The sequence below is a fragment of the Shewanella sp. NKUCC06_TVS genome (genome assembly GCF_019345515.1).
In the GTDB taxonomy this organism is placed as follows: Bacteria; Pseudomonadota; Gammaproteobacteria; order Enterobacterales; family Shewanellaceae; genus Shewanella; species Shewanella oncorhynchi.
Genome location: NZ_JAHKQX010000004.1, coordinates 163,751 through 177,760, shown reverse-complemented (window position 1 = coordinate 177,760; position 14,010 = coordinate 163,751). Strand labels below are relative to the sequence as shown.

Below are 14,010 nucleotides of genomic sequence, written 5' to 3'. Positions count from 1 at the left end.
TAATTCAATGAGATCTATATGTATGCGATAGCTTAAGCATATTGGATTGCTGAGCGAAAAAAAGCGCAGTGCTTAGGGCGACTGCGCTTTTATTATTCAGACCAACTGCGGCATGAGCCGAATGTTAAGCCTTAGCTTTATTGGCCTTTGCCAGCTCGATATCCCGTTTTAGCAGTGGCTTTAAGAAGCGTGCCGTGTGGGAGGTTGGATGCTCGGCGACTTCTTCCGGCGTGCCTGTGGCTAAAATCATACCGCCACCACCGCCACCTTCTGGGCCTAAGTCGATAATCCAGTCTGCGGTTTTGATCACATCCAGATTATGCTCAATCACCACAATCGTGTTGCCGTGGGATTTGAGACGATGCAACACGTCGAGCAGCAATTGAATATCGGCAAAATGTAAACCCGTGGTCGGTTCATCCAAGATATACAAGGTTTGGCCCGTGTCACGTTTGGACAGCTCTTTGGCAAGTTTCACCCTTTGGGCTTCGCCGCCCGAAAGTGTGGTTGCACTTTGGCCGAGACGCACATAGGACAAACCCACATCCATCAAGGTTTGTAGCTTACGGGCAATGGCAGGTACGGCATCGAAGAACTGACGCGCATCTTCCACTGTCATCTGTAGTACTTCGTGAATATTCTTGCCTTTATAGCGTACTTCTAAGGTTTCGCGGTTGTAGCGCTTACCTTTACAAGAATCACAGGGCACATACACATCGGGTAGGAAGTGCATCTCGACCTTGATCAAGCCATCGCCTTGGCAAGCCTCACAGCGGCCACCTTTAACGTTAAAGGAGAAGCGGCCGACCTGATAACCGCGAGTCCGTGACTCTTGGGTTCCGGCAAAAATCTCGCGGATCGGGGTGAAGATGCCCGTATAAGTGGCCGGATTCGAGCGCGGTGTGCGACCAATCGGGCTTTGGTCGATATCGACCACTTTGTCGCACAGTTCCATCCCTTCGATACGGTCATAGGGTGATGGCTCATCCACTGTCGCCCCGTTGAGCATTCTATGGGCGATTTTGAAGAAGGTATCGTTGATTAAGGTCGATTTACCCGAACCTGATACGCCCGTCACACAGGTGAATAGGCCAATGGGAATGGTTAAATCCACATTACGCAAGTTGTTACCGCGAGCGCCAAACAATTGAATGACTTGGTTTTTGTCGAAGGGAATGCGCGGCGTATCGATATGAATGCTGCGCTTACCGGAAATATATTGGCCGGTGACCGATTCTTCACAGGCGATGATCTTCTCAATCGGACCGTCACAAATGACTTCGCCGCCGTGTACGCCAGCGCCAGGGCCGATGTCGATCACGTGATCCGCCATACGGATCGCATCTTCATCATGCTCAACCACAATCACAGTGTTGCCCAAATCCCGCAGGTGGATCAGGGTTTGCAGCAGACGCTCGTTATCCCTTTGATGTAGACCAATTGAGGGTTCGTCGAGCACATACATCACGCCGACGAGCCCTGCACCAATTTGGCTGGCGAGTCGAATACGTTGGGCTTCACCGCCGGAGAGGGTTTCTGCTGAGCGCGATAGGCTCAAATAATTGAGACCCACGTTGACGAGGAAACCTAAACGATCGCGGATTTCCTTTAAAATCTTCTCGGCGATCTGCGCCTTTTGGCCGCTAAATTCGACTTTCTCGAAGTAGTCTAAGGCTTCGCCAATCGACCAAGTGGTGAGTTGTGGCAGGTTGATATCACCTAAAAACACGTTACGTGCTTCTTCGCGTAAGCGCGAGCCACCACAGCTTTGACAAGCTTGGGTATTGATAAACTTGGCTAATTCGTCACGTACCGAGTTACTTTCGGTTTCGCGATAGCGCCTGTCCATGTTGTTTAGAATGCCTTCGAAGGGGTGATTACGCACCACCACATCACCGCGGTCATTAATGTATTTAAAGGCAATACTTTCTTTACCTGAGCCGTAAAGTACGATTTTGCGGACTTTTTCGCTAAGCTGCTCGTAGGGCACTTCGACATCGAACTTATAGTGTTCGGCGAGTGAGCTAAGCATTTGGAAATAGTAGAAGTTGCGTCTATCCCAGCCGCGAATCGCACCGCCCGCCAGTGAAAGCTCGGTATTGGTGATCACGCGCTCAGGATCGAAAAATTGTTGTACCCCTAAACCATCACAGGTTTGGCACGCGCCGGCTGGATTGTTAAAGGAGAAGATCCTTGGTTCTAATTCCGCCATCGAATAACCGCAATGCGGGCAGGCGAAGTTGGCCGAAAAGATCAGTTCTTCGCCTTTTGCTTTACCAGTACCAGTGTCGTCTTCCATGCTGGCAACGGTCGCTATGCCGCCGGAGAGTTCTAGTGCAGTTTCGAAGGATTCCGCTAAGCGTTGCTTGATATCGTCACGCACTTTAAAACGGTCGACAACCACTTCAATCGTGTGTTTAACGTGTAAGTCTAAGGTTGGCGGATCGGTTAAGTCACACACTTCACCGTCGATACGCGCGCGGATATAACCCTGCGCCGATAGACCTTCGAGCAATTTAACGTGTTCACCCTTACGGGCGTTGACTACAGGTGCGAGCAGCATCAAGCGGCTGTCTTGGGGCATTTCCAACACTTTATCGACCATCTGGCTGACGGTTTGTGCCGCCAAGGGTTGATTATGTGTCGGACAACGCGGCTCACCCACGCGGGCAAACATCAAGCGCAGGTAATCGTAAATTTCGGTAATCGTGCCCACGGTCGAACGTGGGTTATGGGAGGTGGATTTTTGCTCTATGGATATCGCCGGGCTTAAGCCTTCGATATGGTCCACATCGGGCTTTTCCATTAAACTCAAAAATTGGCGAGCATAGGCAGATAGGGACTCGACATAACGTCGCTGGCCCTCGGCATATAAAGTATCGAAAGCGAGGGAGGATTTGCCAGATCCCGATAAGCCCGTGATGACAATCAGTTTATCCCTTGGGATAGTCAGGTTGATATTCTTGAGATTGTGGGTGCGTGCGCCGCGTATTTCAATCTTATCCATCTATCGCTCTAATGCCATATGCTTAAAAAAATGAGCACAAGTATCGCACAGTTCCGCCGCTGAGTTTAGTTGATTCTGTGATCTGCACCAATCCTAGGGCTGGCACTGGCTTTAAGTCGACCTGCTTCGCGGGATGTTGTGGATGGAATGGATTAACTAAGATTAATACTGTTGTTGCGCACTGACTCACAGGACAATTGTGAACATTATGTTAGACTCATTCCCCTGTGCCTGAGCGTTAAAAATAAAGATGTTAACTCAGACACAGTCAATATAGGTCCGTGATAAACGGGATAAAAGCTAAGTGTATAGTCAGTGGTTTAGGCCACTATTTCCTTTTGAGCAAATCCTTTTGGGTGTGGTAACATGCGCCCCTTAAAAGACTTCAATCCAGGGCAAAATCATGGGTAACAACGGACTTTCGGGTACTGAGAAAAAAGTCGCGTTTTCTTTAGCCAGTGTATTTGGTTTGCGCATGATGGGCTTGTTTATGATCATGCCCGTCTTTGCACTTTATGGTCAGCATCTCGAAGGCTTTTCGCCTCTGTGGGTGGGTATTGCTATCGGCGCCTATGGCCTGACTCAAGCCGTGCTGCAAATCCCTATGGGGATTTTATCTGACAAATATGGTCGCAAGCCGATTATTCTTGGTGGCTTAGTGTTGTTTGCTATTGGCAGTGTTATCGCTGCTAACGCAGATACGATTTATGGTGTTGTCTTTGGTCGAGCTGTACAGGGTATGGGCGCGATTGCCGCTGCCGTGCTGGCGCTTGCCGCGGATTTAACCCGCGACGAGCAGCGCACTAAGGTGATGGCGATTATTGGCATGTGTATCGGGTTATCTTTTGCCCTGTCTTTGCTAATGGGACCTATCGTTGCGCAACATCTTGGGTTGACTGGATTGTTTTGGTTAACGGCGGTATTTGCTATTGTCGGTATGCTGTTGATCCAGTTTTTAGTGCCTAATCCCATCACTCAGGCTCCGAAGGGAGACACTTTAGCAACGCCCGCTAAGCTCAAACGTATGTTCCTCGAGCCGCAATTATTTAGGCTTAACGCTGGGATTTTTATCCTGCATTTAGTGCTCACCGCAGTATTTGTGGCATTACCGCTGGATCTGGTGGATGCGGGTCTAGTGAAAGAAAAACATTGGATGCTGTATTTCCCCGCTTTTGTGGGCGCATTTATTTTGATGGTGCCGTTAATCATCATAGGGGTTAAGCGCAAAAATACTAAGGCGATGTTCCAAATTGCCCTGATGATAATGATAGTGGCATTGCTGGCGATGGCCGCATTTGCGAGCAATCTCTGGGTATTGAGTTTTGCCGTGGTGCTCTTCTTTACAGGGTTTAACTATTTAGAAGCCTCACTGCCAAGTTTGATTGCCAAATTTTGCCCCGTCGGCGAAAAAGGTTCGGCCATGGGCGTGTATTCTACTAGCCAATTTTTAGGGGCTTTTTGTGGTGGTATGCTCGGTGGTGGTGCTTTCCAGCTCGTGGGCGCAGTCGGGGTATTTATTGTTGCCGTGATCTTAATGTCTATTTGGTTATTCCTGACATTAGGCATGCAAAATCCTGTGCTGTTAAAGAGTTACACCTTAGAAGCCGAAGTGAAAGACAAGGCGCAAGCGCGCGATATGGCAACCCAGTTATCCCAATTAATGGGCGTTGTTGAAGCCATAGTCGTGCTGGACGAGAAAGTGGCTTACTTAAAGGTTGATGAGCATTTCGATTTAAGAGAAGCACGAGCTGTGTTAGGCTCTGCTCAATAATATCTGGTCTGCCGTGTGGTATTTGGGGAAGCAGATTTTCCTCTATGGCGACACAGATAAACAACATACTGAATTAATAGATTATTTAAAGAATCGCAGGAGATTTCAATGGCCAGTCGTGGTGTTAACAAGGTAATTTTGGTTGGCAATTTGGGACAAGATCCAGAAGTGCGTTATATGCCAAACGGTAATGCAGTCGCAAATATCACAGTAGCGACTAGCGAATCGTGGAAAGACCAACAGGGTCAACAGCAAGAGCGTACTGAATGGCACCGTGTGGTTCTGTTCGGCAAATTAGCTGAAATTACAGGTGAATACCTGCGTAAAGGTTCACAGGTTTACCTTGAAGGTAAACTGCAAACTCGTAAGTGGAAAGACCAAAGTGGTCAAGACCGTTACAGCACTGAAGTGGTTATCGACCAAAGCGGTAGCATGCAAATGCTAGGTAGCCGTGGTCAAGGTGGGCAAGCACAAGGCGCGCCAATGGGCGGCGGCATGCCACAAAACGCAGGTTATCAATCTGCACCACAGCAAGCCGCTCCTGCGCAAAATCAATATGCGCCAGCGCCTCAAGCAGCACCAGCTTACCAAGCGCCAGCTCAGCAACAATATGCTCCGCCAGCACCTACCCAGCAGCAAGGTTATGGTCAGCCGCAGGCTCAACAACCACAACAAGGTGGTTATGCGCCTAAGCCGCAAGCCGCTCCAGCGCCAGCTTATCAAGCGCCTGCAGCACCGGCACAGCGTCCTGCGCCACAACCACAGCAAAACTTCACTCCAGATTTGGATGATGGCTGGGATGACGATATTCCGTTTTAAATTGGAACGTATTGAAGTGTAAAGACGGTATCGTCTTAAATAAGCAAAGCCACGCGAGTCGTGGCTTTGTTGTTTCTTGTCTTTATGCTTTTAAGTTTTGTGCTTTGATGCCGTGGGCGAGGTTGCTAAATCTTTCACCTCGCTTGCTCACATAACGATACGTTTGAGATAGAAACTTAGAACGTATAATCGAAGTTATAACGCATGCCTAGCATGATCTGGTCATTGGTTTCGCGGTATTCAAAATCTGTTTTTTGATATTCGATGAAGGTGCTGAATTTCGGTGTTTTATGCCATTCCAGCGTAGTGTTATAGGCATTGTATTTCGCGGAGGTGATGTCATTGTCGCCATCGTCATATCTGGACACGCCTAGCTTGATTTTATAGCTGTCAGTGATGGGATAGCTTGCAACTACATCCAGTGTTGAACCATCCAATGTTGTGCCATCGACGCTGTCTTTTTCAATGTTTTGGTAGGCTGCGGCGAGGAACAGAGAATTGAAATTTTTTGCTAGTGTTACACCGAATGTATTTTCATCCTTGTTGTCCTCTAACTCTTTATTATAAAAAGCTGCGGCAATGTAGATGAAGTCGGTTTTATAACGGATGCCCGTGTTAACGAAGTCACTGCCGCCACTGCCTTTATTGCCGTCGAATTGCGCATCGGCCGAAAATAACAGGTCGCCAAACTCTTTACGATAGGTCACGAGATTATTGAGCCTGAATGGGCTCGCACTGTCATAGGCCAGAGGTGTTCCTGAGCGGTTAAAGATATCAACGGGATCGGAAATCATTTCCTGTGTGACGGCTTGTTTACCTATGGCAACGCTACCAAAAAATCCCTTTAATCCGACATAGGCTTTGCGCGCATCGCCAAAGTCACCGTCATCTTTGATATCGACCTTAAATTCCCCTTTCGCAAAACCGACTAAGCCATTACCGAGTTGGTGCTCTGCAGCAAAACCTATCCGCGAGTTTGCATCGCCAACATCCCACACATCGTCCGAGTTAGTGTGGGTCAGGCCGAATGTTGGGCGTAAAGAACCATAAAAATTAAACTGGGTATCCGATGGCACTGATGGCTCATTTTCTTGAGCTTCGAGCATGGCGAGTCTCTGCTGAATTTGTTGTAATTCAGTGCGTAATTCGTCATTGGTTTCTGCTGTATTATTGGCTTGAACGGCAAAAATAGGTGTGGCAAAGCTCAGCACAAGTATGGCTGATGTAAGTTTAGACGGTTTCATTTATGTTTCCTTACATAACAACTACTCGCGTTCTGCTAATGGATTTTGTTGCCGATTGAGCGGTATCGCTAGTAGTAAGGAGCTGCACTTGTGATAGTGCTGGGGAGGCGCCTAACTAAGAAAATTAGGCTTCGTAACTCAGCAGCTGACAGATAAAACCTGCCAGCTGGCTTTGGAAAGGTGTTGCCCTAAAACCCCGCTAACGCAACGGGACTTTAGGTTAAGGAAAACTAGAGTATGCTTGCGGCCATTTTGCGGCGCAGGTAAGCGATTTGCTGCATGTGCGGCAAATCTTTGGGGCAGTTATCTTGGCAGCCGAGTAGCGTCATACAGCCGAAGACGCCATCTTGATTGCCTATCACATGGTAGAAATCATCCGCGCTGCGGCTGTCTCTGCTATCCATTTCAAAGCGAGCAATTTTCATCATGCCAACCGCGCCGACAAAGGTGTCACGCATTTGTTTGGTGGCGCAGGCCGACACACAAACGCCACATTCGACACAGCGTTCTAGCTCATAGATCCGCGCGGCTTCTTCGGGTGCCATTGGATTTTCGAGGCGATGAATGTCCTGATCATCGGGTCTAGGATGCAGCCACAGTTTTAAGCGTTCGGCTAATTCGCGCATAAATTTACCCGTGTTCACCGATAAGTCGCCAATCAGCTCGAAGCCGGGCAGCGGCATTAGGGTGATTTCGCCATTAGGATAATTTGCCGTTAACGTGCGACAGGCAAGCGTGGGGAAACCATTGATCACCATGGCGCAACTGCCACAGATGCCCGCGCGGCAGACAAAGTCGAACTGCAGTGACGGGTCTTGTAGCTCACGTAGTTGATTTAAGGCGATAAATACTGTCATGCCCGGTGTTTCAGTCAACTGATAACGTTCCATCTTTGGCTTGTCTTGGCCATCTTGCGGATCGTAGCGAAAGATATTAAAGCTGATTTGACGGCTCATAGTGGTTTGTTTCCTACCGGTTGGGCTGGAGTGATCGCTAAGGTATCGCTGAGGCGTTCATTAGGAGCCTGCAGGTGGCTTGGCAGCTCGTATGGCATCAGGGCTCGCTGCAGTGTGTTTCTATCGGGATCATCACCTAAGCTCGCGAGCACTTGATTGATTTCTTGTACGCGTTTTTCGGTATCTGGATGGGCGATAGTATTGTCGTTACCGTAGCCACGGTATCCCGGTGGTAGCTCCATTTTCATCACATCTAGCGCTTCATAACGCAGTACTGGTTCAAGTGATTCGGCATCTGGCCAAGTCGCCAGTGTGCGGTTGAGCCAATCTTTATCATTGCGTTGTGGGTAATCTTCCCGTGAATGGGCGCCGCGGCTTTCAGTGCGAGCCTCTGCGCCACAGGCGACGGTTAGGGCCACTTTCAACATACGGGTGACGCGCAGCGCTTCGACTAACTCAGGATTAGCGTGACGTTTTTTACATTTTAGGCCAAGATTTTTTGCCCGCAGCAGTAAGTCTTTCAAGCCTTTAATGGCTTTATCTAACTCGGGTCCATTACGGAAGATCCCGACGTAGTTCATCATGATGCGTTGCATTTCTTTCTTTATTTGGAAGGGGTTTTCTGTGCCGTTGCCTTCGATCAGTCCATCGATTTCTTGCTGCAATTTATTAATGAATTTTTGGGTCAGTGCGGTATCAATTTCTAAGTCGTTATTATCACAAAAATCAGCCACATATTTGCCGATGATCATGCCGCCGACCACAGTTTCTGCCACCGAATTACCGCCTAAACGGTTAAAACCATGCATGTCCCAACAGGCCGCTTCTCCGACACTGAACAGCCCTTTGAGTTGTGGACTCTCGCCTGTGGCATTGGTGCGCACGCCGCCCATGGAATAATGCTGGGTAGGCCTGACGGGGATCCAGTCTTTGCAAGGATCGATACCGAGGAAGTAATCACAAATCTCTTTCACTTCGCGCAGGTTGGTTTCGATATGTTCACGGCCCAGCTGCGTAATATCCAGCCACAGATGCGGGCCGTAAGGGCTTTCGACACCATTACCTTTACGCATGTGCTCTGTCATGCGACGGGAAACCACATCGCGGGAGGCGAGTTCTTTTTTCTCTGGCTCGTAATCTGGCATAAAGCGATGACCGTCTTTATCACGCAGAATACCGCCATCACCACGACAACCTTCAGTGGTAAGGATCCCCGCAGGCACTATGGCGGTGGGGTGAAACTGCACCGCTTCCATATTGCCTAAGGTGGCGACACCTGTGTCGAGTGCTAACGCTTGGCCTATGCCTTCGCAGATGGTGGCATTGGTCGATATTTCATAAATCTTGCCATAACCGCCGGTGGCGATGGTGGTGGATTTGGCGACATAAGCGCGCAATTCACCTGTGACTAAACAGCGGGCAATGACACCATGGCAACGCTTACCGTCATGGATCAGCGACAGGGCTTCAATCCGTTCATGTACTGGAATGCCCATGGAGATAGCTTGGTTATCGACCGCGTACAGTAAAGAGTGGCCAGTGCCGTCTGCGGTGTAACAAGTACGCCATTTTTTAGTGCCACCAAAATCGCGGGCATTGATCAGGCCGTGAGCTTCTTCGGCCTCATTGAGCGTTACCCTTTGCGCATTCATGATGACTTCACGCGGGCCGGCGGAAATTCTTGACCAAGGCACGCCCCAGTTGGTGAGTTCTCGGATCGCTTTCGGTGCAACGTGGGCAAACATGCGTGCGACGTCTTGATCGCAGCCCCAGTCAGAACCTTTGACTGTGTCTTGAAAGTGAATGTCTTCGTTATCACCCATGCCTTTAACAGTATTGCCTAGGCTGGCTTGCATTCCGCCCTGTGCGGCGGCCGAATGTGAACGTTTTGCGGGAATTAACGATAGCACTAAGGTATCTAGGCCTCGCTCTTTGGTGGCAATCGCGACTCTGAGGCCTGCCAATCCTGCGCCAATGACTAATGAGTCTGTATAAATGATTTTCAAATCAGATCCTTATCTAATAATTTAGATAACATTTCATGGATTTATCATTGCGCTCCTCGGGCATAGATGCGCGGCAACTATGTATCAGAGGAGGATCCGTATGTTGTTTGTCTTTCTATATAGGCTAGGTGCGCCGATAGCGTCATGCCCATTACTGAGGAATAAACGGTTGTACTGGCAAAACTAATTCGATACCAATATTGATATAGGTCACTAGGCTTAATGTGCCTAAACACAATAAATAGACGATCAATACTTGCGCTATAGTGCGGATAAGTGGGCGGTTACTACTCACACCCCACTTTAATATCACTCGGTATAAACCAACGATGCCGTGGAATAACACGATAGGTAAAAACACCACGTATAAGAGCCAAGCGTTATCGTGGTAAACCCGTTCGGCCGAAAGGTGAGGGCCAATATCAGGGTTTAAAATCATAGTGGCAAGATGGGCTGACACTAAGAAAAACAGTAAGAAACCGGTGATCATCTGCCAGAACCATGCTTGGGTATCTCTATGCTTGATAGTCGACATAAAGCCACGCATCGCTCGCCATTGGCCTAATTGCACTGGAAAACGACGTAGTGCGGTGGCGGCATGTACTGCAACAATCACCAGCATAATGACTGAAATGATCTGGGTCACTATGGGGAAGCCATGACCCGTCGAGCTAAACATACTGCCTTCTAAGAATTGCACCATGTGAAAAAAGGTTTCTTTACCAAATAAAATGCTCGCCTCGAAATGCATATGAAATAAGAGGAAAATACCTAATATAAGCCCTGTCACACTTTGTAAGCAGTCTGCTTTAGCCGACCAAGCTTGGCCAAATGGTCCGCCGTTAATGGCGGTAGGAACACGCGTTTTTGCTGACATTAATTCACCTCTTACTCGATTTGCTATGGCGTGAATGTACCTGCATCACGCCAAAACAAAGTCTATAGATACAGATTAAAAGAAGAGGGTTAATCCATTTGTAGGCATTAGCCCTGAGAGCACTTAGGGTAAAATTGAGCTACAGCATCATGCCGCCAAACAGGAAGGCTAATGCCACACTGGTGGCAATCGTCACAACGCCAGGGACCAGGAACGGATGGTTAAATACCGCCTTACCAATCCGTGTCGAGCCAGTATCATCCATCTCGACCGCAGCCAGTAGCGTGGGGTAAGTCGGTAATACAAACAGCGCGCTGACGGCGGCGAAAGAGGCTACGGCTGTCAATGGACTTACACCAATCGCCAAGGCTGCGGGCATTAGCGCTTTTGTTGTCGCGCCTTGGGAGTAGAGCAGCATGGAGGCAAAGAATAAGGTTACCGATAATAACCAAGGCTGACTTTGCAGTAAGGTGCCGGCAAGATCTTTGATTTCCTCGATATGATTCGACACTAAGGTATCGCCTAACCAAGCCACACCTAACACACAAACACAGGCTGACATGCCTGACTTGAAGGTGGCCGCGTTAGAGATTTCACTTGCGTCTAACTTACAGAAAATCGTAATAGCGGCAGCTGCCGTGAGCATCAGCACCATAATGGCGGCGTCGCGTGGCAATACAGGGTCAACAATCAAACCGACTTTGTCTGATATCGCAGTGGCATAGGCCATGACAGCCGCAATCGCCAGCAAGAAAATCATCACAGATCGTTTCGCGCCGGCTTTAATTTTGATCTCCGTTTTACCGCGTGTTTTGACTAAACCTTTGGCTAAGCGTTCTTGATAGACAGGATCATCGGCCAGTTCTTTACCCATTAAGTTGGCAACAACGGCGCCGACCATGCAGGCGAGAAAAGTTGAGGGAATACAAACGGCTAACAGTACTAAATAATCTACGCCAAACGGCTCTAAGATGCCTGAGAAGAACACGACAGCCGCTGAAATCGGTGAGGCGGTAATGGCGACTTGAGATGCGACAACGGCAATAGATAAGGGACGAGAGGGGCGAATGCCTTGCTCTTTTGCGACTTCGGCAATAACAGGTAAGGTGGAGAATGCTGTGTGGCCTGTACCCGCAAAAAGTGTCATGAAATAGGTGACGACAGGGGCCAGAAAGGTGATTTGTTTTGGATGCTTACGTAATAATTTTTCTGCCAGTGAGACTAAATAATCCATCCCTCCAGACACTTGCATGGCCGCAATCGCGGTGATAACTGACATAATGATGAGGATCACGTCAATCGGGATATTGCCCGGTTTGAGTCCCATCCCCGCGGTCAGTATCAGTACCCCGACACCGCCAGCGAAGCCGACTCCCATGCTACCCATCCTTGCACCAAGGTAAATAGCCCCGAGGACGATAATTATCTCTAATATAATCATAGTGTTAACTCTATTTTATTTTTAATTTCAATAGCCTACGCATGTTCACTCTGCGCAGGCTTATTCTTGAATCATCGAGTTATGGGCTGGGGAAGGCTCCCCAGCCCCACTGAGTTACACTTTGGCTTTGCTGGTGTTGCGTTTAGCCTGATATTTAGGATTCATCAGGTTTTCAACTGAGAGAATGTCATCGAGTTCTTCAACCGTTAACAAACCGCGTTCGAGTACCACTTCACGGACATTTTTACCCGTTTGGGCGCAAATTTTGCCTATGATGTCACCTTCATGGTGGCCGATGATTGGGTTAAGGTAGGTCACGATCCCGATAGAGTTCATCACATGGGCCATGCAGATCTCTGGATTGGCTGTGATACCTTCAACGCATTTTTCACGCAGGGAGATACAGGCATTACCCATCAAACTGAGCGACTCAAACATCGCCTGTCCAATCACAGGTTCCATTACGTTAAGCTGTAATTGACCTGCTTCGGCGGCCATAGTGATAGTGATATCGTTGCCGACAATCTTAAAGGCAACCTGATTGACGACCTCAGGGATCACAGGGTTAACCTTGGCTGGCATGATGGAGGAACCCGCTTGCAGCTCAGGAAGATTAATCTCCTTCAGACCTGTACGTGGACCCGATGAAAGTAAGCGTAGGTCGTTACAAATCTTGGACATTTTAATCGCCATACGCTTAATTGCACTGTGCAGCATAACGTAGGCACCACAATCGGATGTCGCTTCGATTAAATCTTCCGCTGGCACATAGGCGCGGCCAGTAATGTCTGCCAGATACTTAATGGCTAATGCAGAATAACCGACAGGCGTATTGAGCCCTGTACCAATGGCGGTTGCGCCTAAGTTCACTTCTAACAACAGCTCTTGGCAACGTTTGATGGACTTAATTTCTTCTCGCAATGTAACAGCAAAGGCATGAAACTCTTGGCCTAAGGTCATAGGCACGGCATCTTGCAATTGAGTGCGGCCCATTTTTAAGATGGTTTTAAACTCTGTGGCTTTAGTGTCGAAAGCGCTGATAAGGTCGGTTAATGCATCTAACAGAATATCGGTACTGTTGATGACCGCAATACGGAAACCTGTTGGATAGGCATCGTTAGTCGATTGGCATTTATTGACATGGTCATTAGGATTGATGACATCGTAACGGCCTTTTTCTAGCCCCATGATCTCCAGTGCAACGTTGGCTAATACCTCATTGGTATTCATGTTGACTGAAGTGCCTGCGCCTCCTTGATAAACATCGACCGGAAATTGATCAACAAATCGACCCGTTGTGAGTATCAGATCGCACGCTTCAATAATTTTGTCAGCGATTTCAGGACTTACAGCGCCTAATTCACTGTTAGCCATGGCAGCGGCTTTTTTTGTTAGCATCATGCCACGGACTAATTCAGGTACATCGGAAATTTTTTGATTACTCAGCTTAAAGTTTTCGATGGCACGCAATGTATGTATGCCATAATAAAATTCATTGGAAACTTCTTTCGTGCCCAATAAATCTTCTTCGATCCGTACGCTATTAGTATCTTTCATTTCGATCCTATTAAATCCAATTAATAGTAAGATATATCTCCGAGTATTGAGTTGTGGATGTGTACAATAAGTATACGTAACACATCAAGAATAACTCATCGAAAACATGAAGGAGAATCGTCTCCTTGACTATCGAAGTAGATCTTAACGCTTTGGCAATAACAGGATTAGGATGGTGATCACTTAACTGTATGAAATAGTGTATTTCTTTTTTTTCTTAGATAAGTCTCTCAACTCGGATCACTAGTGTGAGCCATTACTTTTTGATGCAAATTAGCTATAGATTTGTTATTCGTTAACCAATCGGCGACATATTTATTCAAGTGTTTTTA

General features: G+C 48.0%; 9 protein-coding genes. 2 read left to right on the top strand and 7 right to left on the bottom strand.

From position 1 onward, the window contains the following. Window positions 1-124: 124 nt before the first annotated feature. Window positions 125-3,007, bottom strand: a complete 2,883-nt coding sequence (gene uvrA, locus KO531_RS06150) for an excinuclease ABC subunit UvrA (protein WP_219250633.1) — start codon at window positions 3,005-3,007, stop codon at window positions 125-127. A gap of 403 nt (window positions 3,008-3,410) precedes the next feature. Here uvrA and KO531_RS06145 point away from each other — a divergent pair, with 403 nt between their 5' ends. Then, entirely contained in the window at window positions 3,411-4,778 is a 1,368-nt protein-coding gene (locus KO531_RS06145; protein ID WP_219250632.1) for an MFS transporter, read from the top strand. Between the two features lie 108 nt (window positions 4,779-4,886). Continuing rightward, window positions 4,887-5,597, top strand: coding sequence for a single-stranded DNA-binding protein (ssb, locus tag KO531_RS06140; protein WP_219250631.1), 711 nt, complete (start codon window positions 4,887-4,889; stop codon window positions 5,595-5,597). Between the two features lie 176 nt (window positions 5,598-5,773). Here ssb and KO531_RS06135 read toward each other — a convergent pair whose 3' ends face one another. The 6 genes from KO531_RS06135 to aspA form a co-directional block, all read right to left on the bottom strand. Then, window positions 5,774-6,841 (bottom strand): porin, encoded by a 1,068-nt coding sequence (locus KO531_RS06135; RefSeq protein ID WP_105251337.1) that lies wholly within the window; start codon window positions 6,839-6,841, stop codon window positions 5,774-5,776. A gap of 230 nt (window positions 6,842-7,071) precedes the next feature. Further along, window positions 7,072-7,797 carry a fumarate reductase iron-sulfur subunit gene (locus KO531_RS06130; protein WP_113940031.1) on the bottom strand — a complete coding sequence of 242 codons (726 nt, stop codon included), beginning with the start codon at window positions 7,795-7,797 and terminating at the stop codon, window positions 7,072-7,074. Beyond that, window positions 7,794-9,803 carry a fumarate reductase flavoprotein subunit gene (locus tag KO531_RS06125; RefSeq protein WP_219250630.1) on the bottom strand — a complete coding sequence of 670 codons (2,010 nt, stop codon included), beginning with the start codon at window positions 9,801-9,803 and terminating at the stop codon, window positions 7,794-7,796. The genes KO531_RS06130 and KO531_RS06125 overlap by 4 nt, the downstream gene beginning before the upstream one ends. Window positions 9,804-9,954: 151 nt before the next feature. Continuing rightward, entirely contained in the window at window positions 9,955-10,680 is a 726-nt protein-coding gene (locus tag KO531_RS06120) for a fumarate reductase cytochrome b subunit (RefSeq protein ID WP_168825590.1), read from the bottom strand. A gap of 139 nt (window positions 10,681-10,819) precedes the next feature. Further along, window positions 10,820-12,121 carry an anaerobic C4-dicarboxylate transporter gene (locus KO531_RS06115; protein WP_105251341.1) on the bottom strand — a complete coding sequence of 434 codons (1,302 nt, stop codon included), beginning with the start codon at window positions 12,119-12,121 and terminating at the stop codon, window positions 10,820-10,822. 114 nt (window positions 12,122-12,235) lie between these two features. Next, on the bottom strand, window positions 12,236-13,678 hold the full coding sequence (aspA, locus tag KO531_RS06110) for an aspartate ammonia-lyase (protein ID WP_131524382.1): 1,443 nt from the start codon (window positions 13,676-13,678) through the stop codon (window positions 12,236-12,238). Window positions 13,679-14,010 lie beyond the last annotated feature (332 nt).

Coding starts and splice junctions, on each gene's coding strand:
- uvrA (WP_219250633.1), bottom strand. CDS start 3,007: ATGGATAAGATTGAAATACGCGGCGCACGCACCCACAATCTCAAGAAT.
- KO531_RS06145 (WP_219250632.1), top strand. CDS start 3,411: ATGGGTAACAACGGACTTTCGGGTACTGAGAAAAAAGTCGCGTTTTCT.
- ssb (WP_219250631.1), top strand. CDS start 4,887: ATGGCCAGTCGTGGTGTTAACAAGGTAATTTTGGTTGGCAATTTGGGA.
- KO531_RS06135 (WP_105251337.1), bottom strand. CDS start 6,841: ATGAAACCGTCTAAACTTACATCAGCCATACTTGTGCTGAGCTTTGCC.
- KO531_RS06130 (WP_113940031.1), bottom strand. CDS start 7,797: ATGAGCCGTCAAATCAGCTTTAATATCTTTCGCTACGATCCGCAAGAT.
- KO531_RS06120 (WP_168825590.1), bottom strand. CDS start 10,680: ATGTCAGCAAAAACGCGTGTTCCTACCGCCATTAACGGCGGACCATTT.
- KO531_RS06115 (WP_105251341.1), bottom strand. CDS start 12,121: ATGATTATATTAGAGATAATTATCGTCCTCGGGGCTATTTACCTTGGT.
- aspA (WP_131524382.1), bottom strand. CDS start 13,678: ATGAAAGATACTAATAGCGTACGGATCGAAGAAGATTTATTGGGCACG.